The 23,016-nt window shown below is 70.5% G+C and carries 25 protein-coding genes; 16 read left to right on the forward strand and 9 right to left on the reverse strand.

What is annotated here, in order from left to right:
- The first annotated feature begins 10 nt into the window (after positions 1–10).
- From PAI11_RS23855 to PAI11_RS04060, 7 genes are all read left to right on the forward strand, one after another.
- The gene (locus PAI11_RS23855; protein ID WP_138974088.1) at positions 11–565 is read left to right on the forward strand and encodes a hypothetical protein; all 555 of its coding nucleotides are present in this window, start codon (positions 11–13) and stop codon (positions 563–565) included.
- A gap of 164 nt (positions 566–729) precedes the next feature.
- Positions 730–1,026, forward strand: coding sequence for a putative toxin (locus PAI11_RS04035; protein ID WP_040598244.1), 297 nt, complete (start codon positions 730–732; stop codon positions 1,024–1,026).
- Positions 1,027–1,046: 20 nt separating this feature from the next.
- The gene (locus PAI11_RS04040) at positions 1,047–1,631 is read left to right on the forward strand and encodes a HEAT repeat domain-containing protein (RefSeq protein ID WP_040598263.1); all 585 of its coding nucleotides are present in this window, start codon (positions 1,047–1,049) and stop codon (positions 1,629–1,631) included.
- A gap of 16 nt (positions 1,632–1,647) precedes the next feature.
- A complete protein-coding gene (locus PAI11_RS04045; RefSeq protein WP_040598246.1) occupies positions 1,648–2,226 on the forward strand; it encodes a hypothetical protein in 579 nt (192 codons plus the stop codon).
- Between the two features lie 77 nt (positions 2,227–2,303).
- The gene (locus PAI11_RS04050) at positions 2,304–3,266 is read left to right on the forward strand and encodes an RHS repeat-associated core domain-containing protein (RefSeq protein WP_040598248.1); all 963 of its coding nucleotides are present in this window, start codon (positions 2,304–2,306) and stop codon (positions 3,264–3,266) included.
- 178 nt (positions 3,267–3,444) lie between these two features.
- Positions 3,445–3,708, forward strand: coding sequence for a hypothetical protein (locus PAI11_RS04055; RefSeq protein ID WP_040598250.1), 264 nt, complete (start codon positions 3,445–3,447; stop codon positions 3,706–3,708).
- A 189-nt stretch (positions 3,709–3,897) separates the two neighbouring features.
- Positions 3,898–4,362: a hypothetical protein gene (locus tag PAI11_RS04060; RefSeq protein ID WP_040598252.1), complete on the forward strand. Its 465-nt coding sequence runs from the start codon at positions 3,898–3,900 to the stop codon at positions 4,360–4,362.
- Positions 4,363–4,966: 604 nt separating this feature from the next.
- On the opposite strand, the gene PAI11_RS04065 is transcribed toward PAI11_RS04060, so the two are convergent.
- On the reverse strand, positions 4,967–5,587 hold the full coding sequence (locus tag PAI11_RS04065) for a winged helix-turn-helix transcriptional regulator (protein WP_007571132.1): 621 nt from the start codon (positions 5,585–5,587) through the stop codon (positions 4,967–4,969).
- A 68-nt stretch (positions 5,588–5,655) separates the two neighbouring features.
- Between PAI11_RS04065 and PAI11_RS04070 the strand changes: the two genes are divergently transcribed.
- Together PAI11_RS04070 and PAI11_RS04075 are read left to right on the forward strand one after the other, a co-directional pair.
- Complete coding sequence (locus PAI11_RS04070; protein ID WP_007571134.1) at positions 5,656–6,537, forward strand: alpha/beta fold hydrolase; 882 nt, start codon at positions 5,656–5,658, stop codon at positions 6,535–6,537.
- On the forward strand, positions 6,534–8,048 hold the full coding sequence (locus PAI11_RS04075) for an MFS transporter (RefSeq protein ID WP_007571136.1): 1,515 nt from the start codon (positions 6,534–6,536) through the stop codon (positions 8,046–8,048). The genes PAI11_RS04070 and PAI11_RS04075 overlap by 4 nt, the downstream gene beginning before the upstream one ends.
- A gap of 141 nt (positions 8,049–8,189) precedes the next feature.
- Here the strand turns inward: PAI11_RS04075 and PAI11_RS04080 are convergent, their stop codons facing one another.
- The 4 genes from PAI11_RS04080 to PAI11_RS26100 form a co-directional block, all read right to left on the reverse strand.
- A complete protein-coding gene (locus PAI11_RS04080) occupies positions 8,190–10,370 on the reverse strand; it encodes an alpha/beta hydrolase fold domain-containing protein (RefSeq protein ID WP_050897093.1) in 2,181 nt (726 codons plus the stop codon).
- A gap of 83 nt (positions 10,371–10,453) precedes the next feature.
- On the reverse strand, positions 10,454–11,983 hold the full coding sequence (locus tag PAI11_RS04085; protein WP_007571140.1) for a class I adenylate-forming enzyme family protein: 1,530 nt from the start codon (positions 11,981–11,983) through the stop codon (positions 10,454–10,456).
- Positions 11,980–12,486, reverse strand: a complete 507-nt coding sequence (locus PAI11_RS26095) for a flavin reductase family protein (RefSeq protein ID WP_007571142.1) — start codon at positions 12,484–12,486, stop codon at positions 11,980–11,982. Before PAI11_RS26095 ends, PAI11_RS04085 begins: the two co-directional genes overlap by 4 nt.
- Positions 12,487–12,494: 8 nt before the next feature.
- On the reverse strand, positions 12,495–13,781 hold the full coding sequence (locus tag PAI11_RS26100; protein WP_050897094.1) for a styrene monooxygenase/indole monooxygenase family protein: 1,287 nt from the start codon (positions 13,779–13,781) through the stop codon (positions 12,495–12,497).
- 278 nt (positions 13,782–14,059) lie between these two features.
- On the opposite strand from PAI11_RS26100, the gene PAI11_RS04100 reads away from it, so the two are divergent.
- The gene (locus PAI11_RS04100; protein WP_007571145.1) at positions 14,060–14,551 is read left to right on the forward strand and encodes a winged helix-turn-helix transcriptional regulator; all 492 of its coding nucleotides are present in this window, start codon (positions 14,060–14,062) and stop codon (positions 14,549–14,551) included.
- 128 nt (positions 14,552–14,679) lie between these two features.
- Here the strand turns inward: PAI11_RS04100 and PAI11_RS04105 are convergent, their stop codons facing one another.
- The gene (locus PAI11_RS04105; RefSeq protein WP_007571146.1) at positions 14,680–15,585 is read right to left on the reverse strand and encodes an AraC family transcriptional regulator; all 906 of its coding nucleotides are present in this window, start codon (positions 15,583–15,585) and stop codon (positions 14,680–14,682) included.
- Positions 15,586–15,755: 170 nt separating this feature from the next.
- Here PAI11_RS04105 and PAI11_RS04110 point away from each other — a divergent pair, with 170 nt between their 5' ends.
- Complete coding sequence (locus PAI11_RS04110; RefSeq protein ID WP_007571148.1) at positions 15,756–16,838, forward strand: aldo/keto reductase; 1,083 nt, start codon at positions 15,756–15,758, stop codon at positions 16,836–16,838.
- A gap of 26 nt (positions 16,839–16,864) precedes the next feature.
- Here PAI11_RS04110 and PAI11_RS04115 read toward each other — a convergent pair whose 3' ends face one another.
- On the reverse strand, positions 16,865–17,629 hold the full coding sequence (locus PAI11_RS04115) for an SDR family NAD(P)-dependent oxidoreductase (RefSeq protein WP_007571149.1): 765 nt from the start codon (positions 17,627–17,629) through the stop codon (positions 16,865–16,867).
- Between the two features lie 140 nt (positions 17,630–17,769).
- Complete coding sequence (locus PAI11_RS04120; RefSeq protein WP_040598278.1) at positions 17,770–18,324, reverse strand: TetR/AcrR family transcriptional regulator; 555 nt, start codon at positions 18,322–18,324, stop codon at positions 17,770–17,772.
- Between the two features lie 241 nt (positions 18,325–18,565).
- Here PAI11_RS04120 and PAI11_RS04125 point away from each other — a divergent pair, with 241 nt between their 5' ends.
- Both PAI11_RS04125 and PAI11_RS04130 read left to right on the forward strand, forming a co-directional pair.
- A complete protein-coding gene (locus PAI11_RS04125) occupies positions 18,566–19,057 on the forward strand; it encodes a VOC family protein (protein WP_007571153.1) in 492 nt (163 codons plus the stop codon).
- A gap of 138 nt (positions 19,058–19,195) precedes the next feature.
- Entirely contained in the window at positions 19,196–20,374 is a 1,179-nt protein-coding gene (locus PAI11_RS04130; RefSeq protein ID WP_007571155.1) for a BaiN/RdsA family NAD(P)/FAD-dependent oxidoreductase, read from the forward strand.
- On the opposite strand, the gene PAI11_RS28430 is transcribed toward PAI11_RS04130, so the two are convergent.
- Positions 20,322–20,525, reverse strand: coding sequence for a helix-turn-helix domain-containing protein (locus PAI11_RS28430; RefSeq protein WP_081488251.1), 204 nt, complete (start codon positions 20,523–20,525; stop codon positions 20,322–20,324). The two genes, PAI11_RS04130 and PAI11_RS28430, sit on opposite strands and share 53 nt — an antisense overlap.
- 38 nt (positions 20,526–20,563) lie before the next feature.
- Here PAI11_RS28430 and PAI11_RS04135 point away from each other — a divergent pair, with 38 nt between their 5' ends.
- The 3 genes from PAI11_RS04135 to PAI11_RS04145 all read left to right on the forward strand — a co-directional run.
- A complete protein-coding gene (locus PAI11_RS04135) occupies positions 20,564–21,292 on the forward strand; it encodes a beta/alpha barrel domain-containing protein (protein WP_007571157.1) in 729 nt (242 codons plus the stop codon).
- 246 nt (positions 21,293–21,538) lie between these two features.
- Entirely contained in the window at positions 21,539–22,240 is a 702-nt protein-coding gene (locus PAI11_RS04140; protein ID WP_007571159.1) for a class I SAM-dependent methyltransferase, read from the forward strand.
- Between the two features lie 14 nt (positions 22,241–22,254).
- Positions 22,255–23,016: ATP-binding protein (locus tag PAI11_RS04145; RefSeq protein ID WP_040598255.1), on the forward strand; the 762-nt coding region annotated here is incomplete at its 3' end.

Consider the following 23,016-nt stretch of genomic DNA (forward strand, 5'->3'; position numbering starts at 1 on the left):
AGTGGGGGCAATGATCGAGTTGGCGTTCGCGGCGGGCTATGACGTGCAGGCCCTGGATGAGTTGCCTGCTGCGGGCGGTGCGCACGAGTTCGCGCGTGACGGGCGCGTCGTCGACGGCGGGGTCCTGATCGAGGTCTTCGCTGAGCATGGCGCGTGGGCGGGCCTGGTGGCGAATGCTCCGGAGAGCGTGGCTGCAGCTCATACGGCGATCTACTCCACGCCGTCGCCGAACATGGTCTGCGTCGTGGCTCGCGGCGATGCCTACTTCATCGACGTCGACGCTCCGGAGCGCTGGTGGGTCCTTGAGGACTCGCCGGTGGTCGCGGTTCGAAGCGCTACTGCCGAGGGTCTGCTCGTGCTCGCGACGCCGCGGCGTGTCGTGGCGGTCGGGCGTGACGGTGTGGCCTGGCGGACGCCGAGGCTGGCGATCGACGGGATCGAGCTCGCAGCGCCGACAGATGGTGAGCTGCGGGGCATCGCCGATCCGCGCGACGACGCTGAAGAGTTCGTCGTCGACCTCCGCACCGGCCGCCACGAGGGCGGCTTCTCCTTCCCCGATCAGTAGTCGCTTCAGCTGGCGTCGCTGCTGGCGAGGGCGCGGACTCGGGTGCGGGTGAGCAGGGCGTCGAGGACTGAGAGGAGGCTGGCGCGGTCTTCGGGGTTGAGCTCGGCGAGGGCGGCGAGGCGTTCGGCGAGGCCGCAAAGGCAGGAACGGGCGGGATCAACGCGGTGCGGCTCGGCCAGGCAGGCGAGGACGCGGTGCGGGCTGCCTACGACATTGGCCCCAAGGCGCGGATCACCGTCGGGGGTCGTGGCCGAATCCCCGATGGCCTGACCCGTGTTACGCTGAGCGAGGTTAAGAACACGGCATCGTTGAGCTATACGCGGCAGTTGCGCGACTTTGAGCAGTACGCCCGACAGACTGGGCGCACATTCGACTTGTTCGTCAGGCCGGGAGCACGGCTCTCGGGCCCGCTGCTGGATGCGAGAGCGGCGGGCCGCATCAACATCCGGGAGATCCCGTGACAGCGAAGCGGCGGAAGTCGATGACGCTCGCCGAGCATGATGCTCTGCTGAAGGATGAGGGTCGCTACGACAAGATGGTCGAGGCCAAGCAGCAGCGCGAGGAGGAGCTTCAGCGCAAGGTGGCCGAGTGGCGCGCGGCGGAGGTGCCGTTGGCTGAGGAGTTGCGTGCTGCCGGGCTCGAGGTCGAGTCGGCGTGGGATCTCGTGAACACGTCGACGCCATATCCGGCGGCGTTGCCGATCCTGCTGGAGCATCTCGGGCGTCCTTATCCCGATCGGGTTCGCGAGGGCATTGCGCGGTCCCTGGCGGTTCGTGACGCGAAGTTCGGGTGGGAGACGTTGATGCGGCTCTACCGCGATGAGCCGGCGGGCAGCGATGCCAAAGACGGTCTTGCCGCTGCGCTCGCGGCGGTCTCAGACGACGATGTCGTCGATGAACTCATCGCGCTAGCTGGCGACTCCGTGCATGGCGAGAGCCGGATTCTGCTGCTGCGGGGATTGAAGCGGTCGCGAGCGCCGCAGGCTCGTGCTGCGCTCGTGGAGTTCTCTGGGGATCCTGTGCTTGGCCAGGAGGCGCGGGCGTTGCTCAACGGTCGCACAGGCTGACCGTCGAGGCCGCGGGGTGAGCACGGACGACGCCCACGATCGCTTTAGCTACGCCGCCCTCGCGCGCGAGGCCTTCTCCTTTCTGAGCGAGGGTGGGTTCAGCGTCGTCCGCTCGGAGCCCACGTTCGTGCGACTGGAAAGTCGCGATGTCTTCGTGAACCTCTACCACGGGAGGGCATCGCACCAGGTAGGGCTTGAGCTCGGGCGACTCGACCGCGAGGAGCTGTACTCGTTGCACGAAGTTCTGGCCACGGTCGCGCTCGACGAGGTGGGGAAGGCGCGCTGGCAGGCGGGGGAGCCCGCCGCGCTTCAGCGCTGCCTGCAAGGCGTCGCGGACACGGTCAAGACTCACGCCGCTGGCTTGCTTGCTGGAGATGACGCCGCCTTCGAGTCGCTGCAGGCCGTGAGTTCAGCGCTCCGGCGGTCGGCGACGCTCCAGGCTCAGTTCGGGGCGGTGATCGACGAGGCGGACCGCGCCTGGCAGGGCGGTGATCGCCAGCGAGCCGCGGAGCTGTACGAGTCAGCGGCTCCCGCCCTCGACGACGCTCGTCGCCGACGGGTGGACTACGCGCGCCGCAAGCAGGACGCAGGGTGATGGCGGCCTAGGCTCAGGCGCGATGTCGTGCTCGTCGCGGTGCTCGCCTCGTAGGCTACGAGAGCGTCCGCGATGCGGTGACGCCGGAGGAGGATCTGGGGACGGACGCGAAGGAGAATTCGTTCCGGTTCCAGGGCTTCTACAAGGATCAGGAGTCGGGGATCTACGACATGCAGGCCCGGTCGTATCGGCCGGATCTGGGGCAGTTCCTGCAGCAGGATCGGTTCTCCGATCCGCAGGGGGATCTGTTGTTGGCGGCGGATCCGTTGACGAGTAGTCGTTATGCGTTCACGGCGGGGAATCCGGGGACGCGGGTCGAGTGGGACGGGCACATCGTGCAATGCGACGGCAAGTCGCTGTGCATCGAGAAGCAGCGGGTCGGGAACTACAACAACGGGTTCCGGAACGCTGGAGTCAGTCCGCCGGCGCAGACGGTGCGCCAGGAGCAGATGATCGATGCCACGATCGCGGCGGATGAGGCGTTCTCCAAGCTGAAGAGGGTTGCCCCTGCGCCGGAAGTCAAGGCATCGGGTAGCGCAACGAAGGAGCGCCGTAGCCTCGTGCCCTCCTGGGGCGACCTGAGTCGTGATGCTGGCAAGGGCGTCGTAGACGCCGGCAAGGAGACTGTCGAGGTCGCGAAGCAGACGTGGAACGACCCGTTGGGGACGGCCAAGTCGGTGTACGAGACGGCGCGAGCGCTGCAAGGGCCAGACGGCTACAAGGTGCTCAAGCAGATGCTTGAAGACTCCTGTAGAGGAGTCAATGCAGCGCGCTGCACCGGTCGGTGGCTGACCGCATTCTTCGGGGCCAAGGGGCTTGGAAGTCTCGGGCGAGGAACTTCTCTGCTTCGTCGGAGCACCAAGACTCACCATGGCCCGATGAACATGGGGCCGTTGGCTGACGACGTAGCCAATACCTTCAGGAGCGGGAGCTATGTGGCACTCACGTCGCGCCGAGCGATGACGCTGTACCGTGTGTACGGGGCCAATAGCGAACTTGGCCCATTCTGGACACAGACAAAACCGACTGGGCCGGTGTAATCGATCGTAGATAGCGCGCTGAACCCGCAGTGGGGCAACAACGCGACCCGTTGGGTAAAGATTCGGGTCCCGGCTGGCCAGACCGTGTACCAAGGGGCCGCGGCTCCGCAGGGTAGTTTGGTCGGCGGCGGCAGTCAGGTCGTAGTTCCGAAGGTGTCCCCGGCGTGGGTGGTGGACCGTGGCTCCTTCTAGCCTTGGGCCTCCGGAATCGGACTGGGAAGAACTGCACGGCTTTCGCTCGCTGTCGGAGTTCAGGCGGTTCGAGCAGTGGATTATCGAGGCAAAAGAGGCCGGCGCGCTCAAGGAGGTTCCGGTCGAGAGGCACTACAGCGGGATCGCTGAGTTCGCCGAACGTTGGTTTGAGGAGCCTTCGGGGCAGGTCTGGCGGTTGGTCGGTCCAGATGCGCCCTTCCAGGGCGTCTTCATCAAGGTGTCGACATGATTGACCGACGACGCCAACCGGAACGGCGGTCAATTAGCGAACGCACTAGCGCCGATATTGGGAAGGCCGATAGGGCGAACCAGCGGCGAGTCGTCAATCGGCGGATGAGCGGCTATGGAGGGCGGATCGTGCCTGAAGAGCGCTTCGGCGCTAGCTAGATGACACTTCGGCCGTTCGAAGGCTGACGATATGCGTACGTTGGCGGAGCGCTTTCAGGCGTCGAACGGTGCACCGATCGATCTCGACGGTGAACGCGTGCAGATGATGTACGAGATGCCCTCGCTTGCCGGTGCCTGGGCGTGCACGATCTCGCTTCGAGGCGATGCCGCGCGTCCTCAGGGTCTTCATCTCAAGGCCCGGAAGGGGAAAATCGTCGTGAACGAGCAGGAACTCACCGAGGCCACGCTTTGGGTGGACTCGGCACCGCCGGTGGTCCCCATTGCCGTCATCCCTGATCAGGACGCTGTCCCGGCGAACCTGCGTCTCTGGAAGCAGTGGAGAGATCGAACTGGAACTACCCACGCTTGGGTCGGGAACGCTGGCATGCTGGTGCGCCTTGGCGAGGATGAGACGGTCCTTCGATGCAGCGACGGGCATGGCGCGGCGCGATTCACGGACCTGATCGCCACGATCTCGTTGCCGGTTCAACGCTGAGCCCGATCTGCGGTCGAGTCGCCAGGCAGGGTTCGCGGAACCAGATGTCGGAGGCACGGAGCGTCAGGCAATGAACAGTTGTGAGCTGTGCTGGGTTTGATCACTGTCTCTCAAACCCAGAACGGCTCACAGCCCGTAGAAGACGGCCTCAGGTTGGCAGCTCTGCTGTGGACTTGAGCGGCGCTGTGCCGGACGGTTGGCCGGCACTGACGCGGGTGTTGAAGAAGCACCAGTTCGCGCGATTCGCGCACTGTGGCGCCCGCACCCCTGCAGTAGGGCGAACGGTCGCCGACAGCGCCGACGCAGTCCCCTGCACGACGTTCAGCCGCTCGATGCCCCCGACGGCCAACCATCCGTTCTGGAACGCCACCGATCGAGAGTGGCAGCAGGCTCGCGAGTTGGACCGGGGCGACCGGGTCCTGACCGCGTCGGGCCGAGCGATCGTGGTCGGCGGGTTGCGTACGGTGCTTCGTGGCTGGCGCCGGCGTACAACCTGACCGTCGGTGGTGGCGCGAAGCGCCTGAGCCTGCGGCCGGATCGGCTGTCCGCGCCCGATGCGCGACGTGCCGTCGATGCCGCGCCAGATCGGGTCCGCCTCGTCGCGTCATCGGGCGAAGATGGCCCGCAGGGCGTCCTCGTCGCCTTCGAGCTCGACCTGCTCGCGGATGTCGTCGAGGTCGAGCATGCCTGCGGCCATGCCGAGGATGGTCATCGCCTCGGCGTGCAGGACGGCGTCGAGCGGGCGCCCGTCGTGGCGGGCGACCTCGAGGCCGGCGTCCGTCGCCTGCGCCTGGAACAGCTGCCCGTCGATCGCGAGGCCGATCGTTGGCGAGGGGCCCGTCGGCCTGTGATCGATGAGCGCCGGAAGGGCGACAGCGAGCCACTCGGGGTGGAAGGGGTCGCCGTCGGGCCCGCGCACCATCAGCGGCGTCGACCAGCGGATCAGGCCGTTGATCGGCTCCCGCAGCTCCGCACCCCAGGGAGTGAGGGCGTACACCACGGCGTTGCCGGTCGGGGCCGGGCGCCGTTCGATCACACCGGCCGCTTCGAGGTCTCGAAGCCGGTCCGAGAGCAGGTTGGTCGCCACGCCCGGAAGGCCGTCGAGCAACTCGCGATAGCGGCCGGGACCCATGAGGAGCTGGCGGACGATCAGCAGGTTCCATCGATCGCCGATGACGTCGAGGGCCCGCGCGAGACCGCAGTAGTGACCGTAGCTTCGACTCATGACATCCTCTTGACTTTCTCAAGCTGGATTGACAATCTCAACCATACCCGATGGAGAGGACCGTGGCCATGCCCGCTGGAGAACGGCCCGCGTGGGTCGACGACGAGCTGTTCCCGTTCGACAGCCACTTCGTGGAGCTGGACGGCAACGTCGTGCACTACGTCGACGAGGGCTCGGGGCCGATCCTCCTGATGCTGCACGGCAACCCGACGTGGTCGTTCCTCTGGCGCGACGCGATTCGCGCGCTGCGGGACGACTTCCGGTGCATCGCGCTGGATTACCCGGGCTTCGGCTTGTCCACGGCAAGGCCCGGCTACCGGTACCTGCCCGAGCAGCACGCGGACGTCGTCGCCGCCTTCGTCGAGCGGCTCGGCCTCACCGGGGTCACGCTCGTCGGACAGGACTGGGGCGGCCCGATCGGCCTGGCGGTCGGGCAGCGTCGCCCCGGCACCTTCGATCGACTCGTGTTCGCCAACACCTGGGCCTGGCCGACCAACGGCGACCCCTACTTCGAGTTCTTCTCCCGCATCGGCGGCGCCAGCCCGCTCCGCTTCCTCGCCCGGCGGCTGAACCTCGTCGTCAACGCCTTCGTTCCCGCGGGCCATCGACGGCGAAAGCCCACGACGGCCGAGATGACCCACTACCGCCGGGCACAGGACACGCCCGACCGACGCCAGGCCTCCGCCGTGCTGCCCAGCCGCATCACCGCCAGCCGCGCGTTCTTCACCGAGATCGAGCACGGACTCGCCGACGTCGCCCACCTGCCGACGCTGATCGTGTGGGGCGGCGCCGACAAGGTCTTCCGCCCCCGGGAGCGCGAACGCCTGGAAGCGACCTTCCTCGACCACGAGACCGTCATCGTCCAGGACGCCGGGCTCTACGTCGAGTCCGACGCCCCCGAGGAGTTCGCCCACGCGATCCGCGAGTGGCACGCCGCGGACCCGTCGTGAGTCGCAGGGTCGGCATCCTGGTCGCGGTCTACGTCGCCGTGCTGGCGATCAACCTGGACGTCACGATCGTCAACGTCGCATTGCCGAGCATCGCCGAGGAGCTGGGCGCGAGCACCCGCGGGCTGCAGTGGGTCGTCGACGGCTACAACCTCTCGTTCGCGGCGCTGGTGCTCGCCGCGGGCAGCATCTCCGACCGCTACGGACGGCGGCCGGCGCTGCTGATCGGCCTGCTCGGGTTCGCGATCGCCAGCGCCGCCGGGGCGCTGGTCGACAGCACCGGCGCGCTGATCGCGGCACGTTTCGGGATGGGGGCCTTCGCCGCGCTCATCTTCCCCACCACGCTGTCGATCATCTCCAACGCCTTTCCCGACAGGCGTCAACGGGCGGCCGCTCTCGGCGGGTGGGGCGCGGTCGTCGGAGTCGGCGTCGCGTCGGGGCCCGTGACCGGCGGGCTCCTGCTGGAGCACTTCCACTGGGGCAGCGTGTTCTGGGCGCTGGTCCCCCTCGCACTGGTGGCCGCGGCACTCGGGTTCCGGCTCGTTCCGGAGTCCCGCGATCGCTCGGTCCCTGCGCTGGACCTGCGCGGGTTGGCCCTCTCGATCGCCCTGCTCGGAGCGCTGGTCTACACGGTGATCGAGGCGCCAGAGTGGGGGTGGGGCAGCGCGACGACCGTGACCGGGTTCGCCGTCGCGCTCGCGTTGGCGGTGGCCTTCGTCGTGGCCGAACGGACAGCGGCCCATCCGATGCTCGACGTCCGGCTGTTCGCCGACCGGCGGTTCGGCGCCGCCAGCGGAGCGGTGACCGTCACGTTCTTCGCGCTGGCCGGGTTCATCTTCCTCATCACGCAGTACTTCCAGGTGGTTCGCGAGTTCGGGCCGCTGTCCACCGGAGCCCGCATCCTCCCGGTCGCGCTCTCGATCGCGGTCGCCTCCGTCGTCGGCGGGCTCCTCGCTCCGCGCCTCGGCACGCGCGCGGTGGTGGTCACCGGACTGCTCTCGTTCGGGACGGCGATGGCGTGGATCGCCGGCAGCGTCGACGCCACGACGCCCTACTGGTCGACGATCGTGCCGCAGATGGTGCTCATGGGCCTGGGCATGGGGCTGATCTCCACCCCGGCAACGGAGTCGATCATGCTCGTGCTGCCGCCGTCTCGTGCGGGCGTCGGCTCGGCCGTCAACGACGCGACCCGGGAACTGGGCTCGACCCTCGGAGTGGCGATCGTCGGCTCCGTGTTCTCGTCGGTCTTCGGCTCCCGCCTGCTCGACAGCGCGTTCCTCGCCACCGGAAGGGCCGCGGAAGCTGCCGACTCGGTCCCCGTCGCCTTCGGGATCGCGGCGACGGATCCCGTTCTGCTCCAGGTCGCTCAGGACTCCTTCCTGTCCGGCCTCACGGTTGCCTGCCTGGTGGTCGCCGGACTCTGCTTCGCGGCGGCGATCGCGGGCCTCGCTGCGCTTCCCGGCCGCGGCTTCCGGCCGGCGGCCGAGAGGGCGGACTCGCGAACCCTGGCCTGAGCCGTACGCCATCGCGGCCGGCCCACGTCCGGCGTATCGACGTGGCGGCGGCACTGGCCATCTACAGAGGCGCGCCCCGCCGCGCTCCTGCGCGCCAGCGTCAGGCTCGGGCGCCCGCGGGCGCCCGAGCGACAGCGATGCTCAGGCCACGGACGCGTGGCGCGCCGTCGACTGGACGAACCCGGCGAACTCGTCGAGTGCCGCAGGGGCATCAGGCGAGAACGGGAACAGCGGGAAGGCGTGGACCGCATCGTCGAAGACGGTGAGCCGCGCGTCCACGCCAGCGCGCTCAGCACGCTCCACGAGCCGTACCCCGTCGTCGCGAAGCGCCTCCTCGGCGGCGACGTGCACCAGCATCGGCGGCATGGCCGACAGGTCGGCGTAGACCGGCGACGCGTTCGGGTCATCGGGCGCTTGGCCGTGCAGGTAGGACCCCGACATGTCCGTCAGGAAATCGCGGTTCACCGCGGCGTCACGGCCTTCGAACTCGTCGATGGACGGCGAGGTCAGTGCGAGGTCGGCGAAGGGCGACATGCAGTAGATGCCGGCCGGGGCCTCCAGGCCCTGGTCGCGCACGCGCAGGGCGGCGGCGACGGCGAGGCCGCCGCCCGCCGAGTCGCCCGCGAGGATCACGTTCGAGGCGTCCTGGCCCTGGTCCAGCAGCCAGCGGTAGGCCGACAGCACGTCCTCGAGCGCGCCCGGGTACGGGGTCTCCGGCGCGAGGCGGTACTCGACCATCAGCGTGGCCCCGCCGGCGGCCGCCGCGAGCCGCTCTGCCATGTTCGCCCCGGCCTTCGCGCTGCCGGCGATGTATCCACCTCCGTGGAGGTACAGCACGACGGGGCAACCACCCGCGGCATCCGAACCGCCCGGCCGGACCCAGTGACTGACCACGTCACCGGTCTTGACCTCTTCCACCTTCGTGGCGGAGTCCGCCGGCGCGGCCTCCAGGAGGAAGCGCTCGTAGGCGGCGCGGATCCCAAGCCAGCCCTTGCCGACGTCCAGCGGCGTGATCGCTCGACGCCACGCCTCGAGCGTCTGCTGAGCCTCGGGCCGACGCATCGCATGATCGGCCCTGACCGTCTCCACGCCGGTCGACCGGTTGCTGGCGGCATAGCCGCTGGCGACGGGGTCGTAGTCGAAGACCCACGACCACACCGACTCGCCGAGCGGGTCGAGCTTCGTGATGCCCTTGAAGCGTCCGTTGCGTGCCAGGATCTGCGCGTCGTCGTCCTGGTGCCAGAAGTCCTCGGCGGCCCGGGCGGCCATCTGGACCTTCGTGGCACGGGGTCGCCGGAGGCGCTCGTACTCCTGCAGTGCCGCCTCGACGTCCGCCGGGCGGGCGCCCCCGAGGACCGCGCCGAGGGTGGCAGCGTCCTCGATCGCCTGGCACGCGCCCTGGGCGAGGTACGGGGCGAGCGGGTGTGCCGCGTCGCCCATCAGCGTGACGCGGCCACGGGTCCAGGTCTCGAGCGGGTCTCTGTCGTACACGCCGGTAATGAAGGCGGAATCCGGGGCGTGCAGCAGGGCGTCGAGCTCCGGAGCCGCACCGGCGAACGAGCGGATGAACTCCGACGTGTCGCCCGACGTGGTCCACGACTCGCGCTGCACCTCGGTCGCCGGGACGAAGCCGATGATGTTGAAGAGCTCGCCGGAGCGCAGCCAGTACAGCACGAGACTGCGACCGCGGCCGAGGTAGCAGTAGCAGCGGTGCTCGAAGCCCAGCCGCTCGGCCTCCTCACGGGTCAGCATGAGCCGCCACCCGAGCGTCCCGGAGAAGCGCGGCTCGGCGGAACCGAAGAGCTGCTCGCGGGTGCGCGACTTCAGCCCGTCCGCCCCGATGACCGCGTCGGCGCGGAACGTCTCGCCGTTCACGCACCGAACGGTGGCGCCCGTCTCGTCCTGCTCGACGCCCGCAACCGGCCGATCCAGCAGGAACGTCCCTTCAGGCAGCGCGTCGACCAGGACGTTCAGGAGGTCCGCGCGATGGATCTGGAGCATCGGCGCGCCGTACCGATCAGCTGCCTGCTGACCCAGGGGCGTCCGGAACAGGTGCTCCCCGGTCTCGAGGTCGTAGTACTCGATGCTCTTGGACGCGACCGAACACGCGGTGATCTCGTCCTCGAGCCCCCAGTGCCGAAGCGCCTTGACGGCATTCGCCCCGAGCTGGATGCCCGCGCCGATCTCGGTCAGCTGCGGCGCCTGCTCGAAGAGCCGGACGTTCACGCCGGCTCTGGTGAGAGCGAGGGCAGCGGCTGCGCCGCCGATGCCCCCTCCCACGACGGCGACGGCGATGCGCTGGGGTGTCTCGTTCGTCTGCATGACCCTGGGAATCGGTTGCGCTTGCCGGCAAGACGGTACAGAAATTGAACTGGTCTTTCAACTGAACCAATCTTGCCGGCTGGTCATCGGACCGGCGCGGGCCACGTCGTCTCGTCGCGGAGGACGTGCTTGAGGACCTTGCCGCCGGCATTGCGCGGAAGCGGGCGCTGGCGAACGGCGACGAACTGCGGGACCTTGTAGTCGGCCAGGCGCGCCTCGACGTGCTCGATGACGGCGGCCACGTCGATTCCGTCGCCCGTTGCGACCAGGACGCAGCCGACCTTCTCGCCCATCATGGCGTCGGGGACCGCGACCACCGCCGCCTCGCCGACGCCGGGCGCGTCCGCGAGGGCGTTCTCGACCTCGACGGAGTAGACGTTCTCTCCACCGCGGTTGATGATGTCCTTGGAGCGGTCGACGAGGTACAAGCGACCGGCCTCGTCGATGCGGCCGACGTCGCCGGTCTTGAGCCACCCGTCGACGAAGATCTCGGAGTTGAGCTCCGGGGTGCGCCAGTAGCCCCGTGTGACCGACTGCCCGCGAAGCACGATCTCGCCGACCCCGGAGGACTCGTCGCCGTCGAGGATGCCGACGTCGACCGCCGGGCCGGGGTACCCGACGGAGTCGGCATGGCCGACCGCGTCCTCGTGCGGCAGGAGGGTGGCCAGCGAGCTCGTCTCCGACATGCCGAAGCCGTTGGCCACGCGGACCCGCGGCAGGACCCTCGTGAGGCGCGCGACGAGATCGGGGGCGATCGGTGCGCCGCCGTAGACGGCCCATCGCAGCAGCTCGAAGGCCGCCGCGTCGAACCACTCGTTGGCGAGGAGGTAGAAGTAGATGGCCGGCACGGCCACCAGATAGGTGATGCGCTCGTCCTTCAGGGCGGCGAGCATCTCGGGGACGTCGAGCTGCCGCTGGATCACGACGGTCCCTCCGCTCAAGAGCGTCGGCACCAGCTGACCGTTGCACCCCGTGACGTGGAACAGCGGGATGCAGACGAGGGTCCGCAGAGGCGCGTCGGGGGTCGACTCCAACCCGATGGTTCGCGTGACGGTTCTTGCAACCGCCAGCATCGCCTCGTGCGTGGCGGTCGCGCCCTTCGACCGGCCGGTGGTGCCGCTGGTGTAGAAGATGGCGGCGAGGCTGTCGCGGCCGGCGTCCCGGGCCTCGACTGGGTCGCCCTTCGGTGCGGGATGGTCGACGTCGATGACGTACGACGGCCGGGCGTCGTCGAGCAGCGTCTCGACCTCGGGCGGCGCGAGGCGGGTGTTGACGGGGACCGCGACCGCCCCGGCGAGGAGCACCCCGACGAAGCTCTCGACCCAGGCGGTGCCGTTCGGGAGGCGGATCGCAACGGTGTCGCCCGCCTGTACGCCGGCGGCACGGAGGCCGCCTGCGACGCGAGACGCCCGGTCCCAGAGCTGTGCGTAGGTCAGGCGCTCGCCGCCGAGCTCGACGACGGCTTCCTCGTCCGGGGAACCGCGGACGACGGACCGCAGACCCGCGACGAGCGAGACGGGGAGATCCGAGAAGCGCGGCACGCCGTCGGCGTCACGTGTGACGCCGACGGTCGCGAACGGCCCCTCGGTCCCCCGGGAGATGGCGGTGATCATCGCGACGGTCGGTGGTCCGTGGCGACGGTCACGAACGTGCCGCCGCGAAACAGCAGGGGGTCGTCGTCGGGACCACCGAGATCGACCTTGGTGACGGTCCCGACGACGATGATGTGGTCGCCGGCGGGGTGGACGTCGGTGGTGTCGCACTCGAGGACCGCGATCGCGCGGTCCAGGCGCGCAGCCCCGGAACGGCTCATCCGATGGCTCACGCCCTCGAACTTGTCCTCGACCGGCGACGCCAGGCGCGCCGCGATGTCGCGCTGGCCGTCGGACAGGAAGTGCACGACGAACGGCAGCCGGGCCCGCATCGGAGACGCGATGAGCGCGTGGGTGCGGACGCAGACGAGCACCATCGGCGGGGTCATCGAGACGCTGGTGACCGACGTCGCGGTCATGCCGATCCGCTCGCCGTACTCGTCGCACGTCGTGATGGCGCAGACCGGCTCGGGCCGCAGCTTGAACGCGGCCCGCAGGTCCTCGGCCGTGGCGAGCGGAGCCACGGTCGCCCTCACGCCGCGGCCATGCCGGCCAGCGCCTGCCGGACGCCCTGCAGCACCTGCTCGCCGCCGACCTCCTGCACGGCGGCCTCGGCGCGTTCGGGGCTCGCCAGCGCGTTCCAGGCGGTGTTGGGGACGTCGAAGAACGACGCGACGTAGTCCGCGACGTCCTGCGAGACCGAGCCGGCGGCCAGCAACGTGACGACCGCGGGGGCGGGCGGCACCCGCAGCAGCTCGTTGGTGAAGACCACCGCAGCACCCGAGCGCTGCCACATGCGGTCGGCGACGCGCCGGCACCACAGCTCGTCGAAGGCGAGGTGGTCCTCGACGACGGCGTCGCCGACGATGAACGCGGACGCCGACGCCGAGTTCGCACCCTGACCGAGCAGGGGGTCGCAGACGGTGTGGACGTCGCCGAGCGCCAGGACCCACCGCCCGTTGCCGAGCTGGGCGTACGGTCGGCGGACGGTGGGCGTGAGCGCGCCCGCGATGTCGTACTCGGGTCCGACGGTGGCGAAGGCGTCCCAGTCGAAGAGCGCGGAGGACGCGGGGAAGTGCTCCTGGACGATGGTGCGGAAGACGCGGTCCAGGGCCTCGCGTCCGTCGCTGCCGGCGACATCGGCGTTGAGCAGCGCGGGAAGCGGCCCGTCGGCGACGGCTGACATGTACAGGGTCGTGTGGTTCTCGCCGTCGGCCGCGTGGAACGGGAACAGCACGACCTCGCCGACACCCGGGACGAGCTCGTAGTTCAGGGCCTCGGCGTTGCCGACGACACCGTCCACGACCGACACCTGCAGGACTCGCTGCGGCCGCTGATAGGGCGAGCGCTCCTCGATCTTCGGGAACAGCTCGGTCATCGTGCCGCGACCGGAGCTGACGACGACGAGATCGTGGCGCTCGGAGAGCTCCTCGAGCTGCTCAGCCGTGATCGTCCCGTAGGCGACGTCGCCGCCGCGCTCGATGAAGTCCTCGAGGATGCGCGGCATCGTGATGCGGTAGTCCACGGCCATCGGCCCGAGCTCCAGCGGCGCGGTGAACCTTGCCGAGAGGTCGCCGGTCACCGTGACGTTGAGCTCGCGAATCGGGCGAATGGCGTCGTCCCAGTGCGCGATGCCGAGCTCACGCTCGCGCGACCGCGTGTTGGGCCAGTGGCCGGCGGTGTTCGCCAGCCGAGGCGACGCCCGCATCTCCTCCGGCGTACGGTCCGCGTAGAGCCGCACGGGAATCCCGCGCTTCTGCAGCAGCAGGCTGAGATGCAGCCCTCCGACGCCTGCTCCGACGACACCGATGCTCGTCATGACTCTTCCTCTCCTCGATGGTTCGGCTGTGACGAGAAGGCCCCCAGGGGCGATGTCGTCGTCCTCCAGCACGCACGTTCCGTGACCGCGGCTTCGCTGCGTGTCGAAGCTAACAGCGGACTTTTCGGCCCTTTGGTGCGTCTTCCACGGATCCGCTGACTCGTTTTCGGGTCATCCGTGAAAGACATCCGACTCGGCGTCGCGCGGTGCTCCGGAACGCGCGTCGCTGCTCCGGTCGCGCAGGGAGCCGCGGCTGGCGTGGCGATTACAATCGGCTGGTGAGCGATGCGACGGATCTGACGACGCGGTTCACGGACGATTCGGTGGCACGGACCCTCGAGCTCGTCGGTGAGCGGTGGTCGATGCTGGTCATCCGCGAGTTGTTCTTCGGGGTCCGGCGCTTCAGTGCGATGGCACGCAATCTGAGCATCCCCCGAGCCACCTTGACCGCCCGCTTGAAGAAGCTCACGGCTGCCGGCGTCATCGAGCGGGTCGAGCTGGGCCCCGGCAGCGACCGGCACGAGTACCGGCTCACGCGGGCCGGCCTCGAGCTGTACCCGACGACGATCGCCCTGATGCAGTGGGGCGATCGTCACCTGACCGGTCCGGAAGGCCCCCCGATCGTCCTTCGCCACGACGAGTGCGGATCGATCGTCAACCCGGTGCTGCGCTGTGACGTCTGCGACAAGCCTCTCGATCCGCATTCCGTCACGCCCGAGCGCGGCCCCGGATACGAGTCACGCGTCGAGGCGGCGCCGTCTGCGGGGTAGGGACGGGGCCTCGGCCGCAAGCCGACCGCCCTCGGACCGACCCGCATCGACGTGCCCTCGAAGCGCGCGCTGACGTTCGGAGGCCATGCGCGAGCACGACGGAGCGAACGGCGTCCGCGAGGACGGCGTCAGGCCGGCTCTGCCAGCTCATCGCGTGCCCGGCGGAGCCGCTTCGCGTCCTGGCCCGGAGGCAGGCCGAACATCCGGCGGTACTCCCGGCTGAACTGAGAAGCGCTCACGTAGCCGACGCCGAACCCGACGCTCGCCACGTCGACCGGAGGATCCAGGAGCCGCGACCGCGCCTCCTGCAGGCGGATCCGCTTCTGATATTGGATTGGCGTCATCGTCGTGACCGCCCGGAAGTGCCGGTGGAAGGACGAGGCGCTGAGCCCGGCCAGAGACGCGAGCTCGTCGACGCTGATGCTGTCGGCGTAGTGCGCCCGGAGCCACCCGACCGCCCGCGCGACGTGGGACAGGCGGCTGTCCGCCAGCCCGATCTGACGGACGACCGCGCCCTGGGGCCCGATCAGCAGCCGCCAGAGGATCTCCCGCTCGAGCCCGGGGCCGAGGACTCGCGCCTCTTCCGGGTCGTCCAGCGCGTTCAGGAGCCGGAGGATCGCGTCGAGAAGCTCGGTCGACGCACGACCGACGGCGATGCCGTCCGGGCTCGAGGCCGTTGCCGGCTCCGCGGCGCCATCGAGCAGGAGCGCCGCGACCGCCGCCGGTCGTAGCTCGAGACCGAAGGCGAGGAACGGGCGATCGCGCGTCGCATCGGTGATGTGGGCGCTGACGGGCAGATCGATCGAGACGATCAGCAGCTCGCCGGCGCGGTAGTCGTGCACCTGATCACCGACGACCGTGCGCTTTGCGCCCTGGGCCACCACGGCCAGGGCAGGCCGCGCGACCGAGTGGAGGGGGTCCGTCGGCGATTCGGCGGCCATCAGGCTGACGCCCTCGATATCGGTCTGGACAACTCCAGCTCCCAGATCCGCGCCTCGCGCGATCGCAGCCCGCAGCCGGGTCAGGTGGTCCATGTCCCCAACCAAGCACTGCGGCACCCAGCGCGCAAGCGCCCGTGTCCGATCCGCGCAACGACGCCAGGATCAGGCAACGATGGAAGAGGATCGGTCTACTCGCCTCGGACGGGCGGTGGTCTCATGGATCGTGCGCCGGCGGTCCCGTCGGCCGCTTGAACAGGAGCCTCATGTCCCTCGATTCGTACGTCTCGCTCGGCCGCTCCGGCCTGCGCGTCAGTCCCTTCACGCTCGGCACGATGACCTTCGGCGAGGACCTCGGCTGGGGCGCCACCGCCGAGGACTCGCACCGCATGATCGCCGAGTACATCGACCGCGGTGGCAACGCCATCGACACCGCCAACATCTACACCAACGGTCATGCGGAGAAGATCGTCGGCGACTACTTCGCCAACCGTGGGGCGGACCGCGATCGCGTCGTCCTGGGGACGAAGTTCTTCGGCAACCTCCATCCCGGTGATCCCAACGGCGGTGGTGCGGGCCGAAAGGCCGTCATCGCGCAGCTCGAGCAGTCGCTCCGGCGACTGCAGACGGACTACGTCGACCTCCTCTGGCTGCACAACTGGGACCGTCGCGCACCGATCGACGAGACGATGCGGGCACTCGACGATCTGGTCACCGCAGGCAAGGTGCGCTACGTCGGCTTCTCCGACGTTCCCGCGTGGAAGACCGCCGAGGCGCAGACGATGGCCGGGTTCCGCGACTGGGCGCCGATCGTGGCGCTCCAGCTCGAGTACTCGCTCCTGGAGCGCACGAGCGAGGGCGAGCTCTTCCCGATGGCAGATGAGCTCGGCATCGCCGTGATGCCCTGGAGCCCGCTGAAGAGCGGCTTCCTGTCGGGCAAGTTCTCCCGCGGCCACAGCGGCCCGGTCGACACCGGCCGGAAGGCGCTCGTCGGCGAGCCCACGGACGCGCAATTCGACGTCATCGACGTCCTCCACCGCGTGTCGGCCGACGAAGGGATCAGTCCGGCCGCGGCCGCACTCGCCTGGGTCCGAGGGCGGCCCGGGGTCACTTCGACGCTCATCGGGGCGCGCCGGATCGAGCAGCTCCGAACGAACCTCGACGCGATCCACGTCGAGCTGTCCGCCGCCGCTCGATCTGCCCTGGACGAGATCTCCGCGCCGGTGCTGAACTTCCCCGCCGAGAACAACGCGACCCTGGCACCGGTCCTCGCGTACGGGGGCGCCACCATCGATGGCGTGACGTGGCCGGCCTCTCCGATGCTGGGCGCCAGCCCGACGAGGTACTGACGCGACGGACCAGGGCGCGGCGGGTGCTACCAGCTCTGGTCGGCCGCGCGGACGAACACCTCGTTCACGGCGACCCGGCGGCTGCTCGTCACCACGTACGCAACGGCGTCGGCGATGTCCTCGGGCTGCAGCTTCTCGATCGCCCGGATCTGCTCCTCGACGCCCGCGCGGAGCTCGTCGCGCGTGTGCGACGCCAGCTCGGTATCGACGTTGCCGGGTTCGATGACGCTGACCCGGACCCGCTTGGCCTGCAGCTCCTGGCGCAGGGCCTCCGTGAAGCCGTTGACCCCGAACTTCGTGAGGTTGTAGACCGCCGTGCCAGGGCGAGCCACGCGGCCGGCCGACGAGCTGATGTTGACGAGGTCGGCGGTGCGGCGAGGTCCGTCCTCCGCCGCTCGGACGAGGTGCGGAAGCGCCGCCTTGGTGACGTAGAGCAGCCCCAGGACGTTGACGTCGACCATCCGCTCCCACTCGCCGACGGGCGCATCGGCGAACGGTCCGATCAGCATCACGCCGGCGTTGTTCACGACGGTGTCGAGCCTCCCGAATGCCTCCACCGTGCGGTCGACGGCGGCTTGGGCGCCGGCTCGGCTCGTGATGTCGACCGCCACCGCCCGCGCGACGCCGCCGGCGGCCTCGATCGAGCGGCGGACCTCGTCGAGGCGGTCCTCGCGACGCGCGACGAGCGCGACGGATGCCCCCTCGGCCGCGAGCCGCCGCGCGGTGGCGGCACCGATTCCGCTACTGGCCCCCGTGACCAGGGCGACGGTTCCCATGAGGTCGTTCGACATGCGTGCCTTTCGGATCAACGACCCCGAAGCGGAGTCGACTCCACTTAATCTAGCACGGAAGCGGAGCCGCATCCGCTTGTCGTCCCGGGGGCTTGCTCGGCGGCGGTCGCGCCCGACCGCGGCGCGCGAGGCGGGGTCCCTCAGACCGCCAGGCCTTCGAGGAGCAGTGAGATGAGCCTCGAGGCGAGCTCCCGCTGGTGCTCGTGCCCGCTGATCAGCGTGATGCCGCCCAACGCCATCAGGACGTCGCCGGGGTCGAGGTCGGGGCGGAGCTGCCCGGCGGCCTCGCCGGCCCGGAGGAGCGATGCGACCGCGTTCCTGAGCGCTTCGCGGCTATGCGCGCGCAGCCCCTCGCGGGTGGCCAGGATCGCCGGGAGGGCATCGGCCATTCCCTGCTTCGTGAGCATGTAGTCGACGAAGTGCTCCATCCACGTGCGGAGGGCTTCGACCGGCGGGTGATCGTCGAGGAGCTGCGGCGCGGCGCCACAGAGGCGCGTGGTCTGCTCGCGATAGGTGGCCTCGACGAGATCCTCCCTCGTCGGGAAGCGGCGGTAGAGGGTGCCGATCCCGACGCCTGCCTCCGCGGCGATCGCCTTCAGGGACGTGTCCGCACCCTCGCGTGCGAACGCGCGTGCGGCGGCCTCGACCAGGCGGTCGTGGTTGGCCTGTGCATCGGATCGCAGCGAACGTTCCATGGGGTCTCCTCGCATCCGCCCATGTTCCACTGAAGCGGAGTGTGCTCCGTTTCCATCGTATCGGTCAGGGAGACCGACGTCCGCCTCCGGCGAGCGTCGGCTTCCGCGGCACCGATGACTTCCGCCGCCTCGACCGGTCCTTGATCGAGAAGGCTCACGATGGCGTCACGCCGCCCGCCGGTCGGGCGGCAGGGGCCCGTGAGCGCGATAGACCCAGATCGAGTCCAACGGAGGGACCATCATGACCGCAACGACGAGCGCCAAGATCTACCCGCACCTGTGGTACGCCGAGGAGGCCGAGGAGGCCGCGCGGTTCTACGCGTCGATCTTCGCGGACTCGCGGGTCGACCGGGTGGCGCCGCTGCTGAGCGAGTCGCCGAGCGGGCCTCCCGGCAGCGTGAAGGTCGTGGACTTCACGCTGCTGGGCCAGCGGTTCCAGGCGATCACGGCGGGACCGCATCACGAGTTCAACGACGCGATCTCGCTGGTCGTCTCCTGCTCCGACCAGGAGGAGCTGGACCGCTACTGGGACGCGCTGCTGCAAGGCGGCGGCGAGCCGCAGGCGTGCGGGTGGCTGATCGACCGCTTCGGCGTCCGCTGGCAGATCGTGCCCGCGGCGCTGGACGAGATGATGCGCGACGCGAGCCCGGAGCGATCGAAGCGGGTCAGCGACGCGGTGCTGAAGATGGTCAAGCTCGACATCGCCACGCTCGAAGCCGCATATCGATCCTGACCGATCGCGCCGAAGCCGCCGGCCCGGCCGTGCGGCGGCTCCGGCCGCGCGGCCCGCGTCGCGGCCACGCTCCTCGCAGCCCTATCTTGTGGGACCGGGACCGGATCCTCCGCGATTCGCTGTGCCTGAGGATGCTCTGTGCGCTCTACCGACGTGGTGATCATCGGCGCGGGTGCCGCCGGCCTGATGTGCGCCCTGACCGCCGCCGCGCGCGGCCGCCAGGTGCTGCTCATCGACTCGTCCAACAAGGCGGGCAAGAAGATCCTCATGTCCGGTGGCGGCCGCTGCAACTTCACCAACATGTACGCGGAGCCGGCCAACTACGCCTCGCGGAACCCGCACTTCTGCAAGTCGGCGCTGGCCCGCTACACCCCGTGGGACTTCATCGCCATGGTCGGCGAGCACGGCGTGCCGTACCACGAGAAGAAGCTGGGCCAGCTGTTCTGCGACAACCGCTCCAAGGACATCCTCCAGATGCTCCTGGGCCAGTGCGAGCAGGCGGGCGTCGACCTGCGCGTGAGCACCTCGGTGCGGCAGATCGAGAGGACCGAGGCCGGATACCGGTTGAGCACCGACCTCGGGCCCGTCGCCTCGTCGTCGCTGGTCATCGCCACCGGCGGCCTGTCGATCCCGACGCTGGGCGCCACCGGCTTCGGCTACGAGATCGCCCGCCAGTTCGGCCACGACGTCCTGCCCACCCGCGCCGGCCTGGTGCCGTTCACCATCGGCGGCCGGCTCAAGGACCTGTGCGTCGAGCTGTCCGGCACGTCGGTGGACTGCGTGGTGCGCTGCAACGGCGAGAGCTTCCGCGAGAACCTCCTCTTCACCCACCGCGGCCTCAGCGGCCCGGCGATCCTCCAGATCTCCTCGTTCTGGCACCCCGGCGACGTGGTGGAGATCAACCTGCTGCCCGACCGCGACGCCCTGGAGTGGCTGCAGGGCCAGCAGGCCGCGCGCCCGAGCAGCGAGCTGAAGACCCTGCTGGGCGAGGTCTTCACCAAGAAGATGGCGACCCTCCTGACCGACCGCTGGTTCGCCTCCAAGCCGATGCGGCAGTACGCCCCGGCCGAGCTGCGCGACATCGCCGCCAAGCTCGGCGCCTGGCAGCTGGTGCCGGCCGGCACCGAGGGCTACCGCACCGCCGAGGTCACCCTCGGCGGCGTCGACACCCGCGAGCTGTCGTCCACGACCATGGAATCGCTGAGGAGCCCGGGCCTGTACTTCATCGGCGAGGTGCTGGACGTCACGGGCCACCTGGGCGGCTTCAACTTCCAGTGGGCCTGGGCATCGGGCCACGCGGCGGCGCAGTACGTCTGAGATCGGCGGCCGCGCGCGCCGCGCCGCCCGCCCCGTCGTCCAGCTGCCGCTGCAACGCCCGCACGCGCAGCGCCAGGTGGACCTCGAGCCGCCGCGCCGGGTCGTCCCACCCGGGGAGCAGCCTGCTGATCTTGTCGAGCCGCTGCCGCAGCGTGTTGGGGTCTCGACGGCACGACGCTGGTCGGGCTGGTGCCCAACGCCCGCGGCGCCCGCGACGCCGTGTCCGCCGGGGTCGACGCCCTCACCTGCACGATCTCCGCGTCCGCCGAGTACAACCGGCGCAACGTCGGGATGACGATCGGCCGCTCGCTGGCGGAGGTCGCCGCGGTGGCGTCGATCGCGCGCGCCGCCGGCCTGCCGGTCGACGTCGTGGTCTCGTGCGCCTTCGGCTCGCCCTACGAGGGGGAGATCCCGCCGGCGGACGTCGAGCGGCTCTGCGACGACTGCCGGGAGGCCGGCGCCGACGACCTGACCCTGGCCGACACGACCGGCATGGCCACGCCCCGCGGGGTGTGGGAGGTCCTCGACCGCACCGGCTCCGACGTCGGCCTGCACTTCCACGAGACCCGCGGCACCGGCCTCGTCAACGTGCTCGCGGCGCTCCAGGCCGGCGCCACGCGGTTCGACGCCTCGATCGGCGGCCTCGGCGGCTCGCCGTTCGCCACGGGCGCGGCCGGCAACGTCGCGACCGAGGCCGTGGTGCTGCTCGCCGACGACCTCGGGATCTCCACCGGCGTCGACCTCGCCCGCCTGCTGGCGCTGGGGCCCGGGCTCGCCGACCAGGTCGGTCGCGAGCTGCCGAGCCCCGTGATGACCGCCGGGCCGCGGGTCCGGTCCGCCGATCGGGGCGCGCGCCAGGTCGGGGGCACCGACCCGGGCCGCTCGGGCGTCGGCCCGGGCGACCAGGGAGCGGCCTGACGAGCGGGCGAGCCGCAGCTCGTGGGTCGGTCGCGGCGCTCGCGCCGATCGACCTTCGGACCGACGCGCTCGGAGGGGCCTGCTGCATCCCGGCGAGGGGCTCTGAGCGAGCGCACCGCGGTGCCGTGCCACGGCACCCGCGCGGTACCGATCCGCTACTGACGACCGGCTCGCCGCGGCCTAGCGTGGCCGTCTCCGTCCGTCGCGTCCGCGACGGGCGACTGCGACCCGAAGGAGCGAGCGACGATGAGCCAGGACCCCGTCTGGAGCGCGTTCGCCGCGAGCTACGACGAGCTGGTGCCCCGGCTCGGCTGCTTCCGGCGGATGGTCGACAAGGCGGTTGCGCACGTGGCCGGCCGGGCCACGGTCGTCGACGCCGGCTGCGGGACCGGCCTGCTGTTCGAGCCCCTGCTGGGCGTCGCCGAGCGGGTCGTCGGCTTCGATCCCGACGCGACGATGCGGGACCGCGCGGCGGCGCGCCGCGATCGGCTGCCGGCCGCCGCGGCGGGGCGCGTGAGCGTCCTCGACGGTCGCGCCGAGCGGTTCCCCGATGCCATCGCGGAGCCGGTCGACGCGATCCTGCTGCTGAACGTCCTCTTCAACGTGGCCGACCCCGACGTGGTCCTGGCCGAGTGCGCGCGGCACCTGCGACCCGGCGGTCGGCTGATCCTCACCGGACCCCGCCAGCCGCCGGACCTGGCCGCGGTGATCGAACGCTCGATCGTCGAATGGCGGGCCGCCGGCACCTACGACGACAGCCACAGGGCCGCGATCGACCAGCACCTCGCGGCGGCGCGGCGGATCGTCGTCGAGCCGGGCCACATGCGCCACTTCTTCGAGCCGGGCGCGCTGGTCGAGCGGCTGCGCGGACATGGCCTCGAGCGGGTCGTCGCGGCCGACGGCGAGGACTACTTCGGGCAGAACTTCCACGTCTGCGTCGAGCGCTGAGGCTGCCGCCGCTCGTGCTCCTCTCCGCAGCGGCCGCGACGCCGTGGAACGCCGGCGACCGCCGGGCGCGGCACGACCTGCTCGGCCGCGGCCCCGTCATCGACCGCCTCGACGAGCTGCTCGAGCGCGCGGTCGCTGGGCTGAGCAGCGCAGCCGAGCTGTCCGGTCCCGCCGGGTCGGGGCGCTCGACAGCCCTCGACCTGGTCGCGACCGCAGCCGCGGCTCGGGGACTGCACGTGATCGCGCTGCGCGGCAGCAGCGGACGCCCGGAGCCCGCCGGGGCCGCCCTCGCCGACCTCGTCGGGCCGCTCCTGCACCTGTCCCCGGCGCTGGCGCCCGCCCATGCCGACGCGCTCGGGCGGCTCGCCGTCGGCGGCGGCCTGTCGCCCGCGCAGGCGCTGCCTGCGGCCACGGCCATCCTCGCGCTGCTCGCGCGAGCGGCCGAGCAGCGGCCGGTGGTCATCCTGGTCGACGACGGCGACCGCCTCGACCGGGCCTCGCTCGACGTCCTCCACCTCGTCGGACGGCGGGTGCTGGTCGAGCCGGTCCTGCTGCTGCTGGCCGGCGACGAGCTACGGGCGCCTGCCGAGTTCGCGCGGATCGTGCTGCGCCCGTTGGAGGAGGACGAGGTGGTGGCGCTGCTCGCGCGCCGCCACCCGCGGCTCTGCGCGGCCGTCGCCCACCGGATCGCCCGCGCCGGCGCCGGGCGCCCGCGCGACGTCCTGGCGATCGCCGACGGCCTGACCGACGCCCAGGCCCGCGGGCGCTCGCCGCTG

The organism is Patulibacter medicamentivorans, from assembly GCF_000240225.1.
Classification (GTDB): Bacteria; Actinomycetota; Thermoleophilia; order Solirubrobacterales; family Solirubrobacteraceae; genus Patulibacter; species Patulibacter medicamentivorans.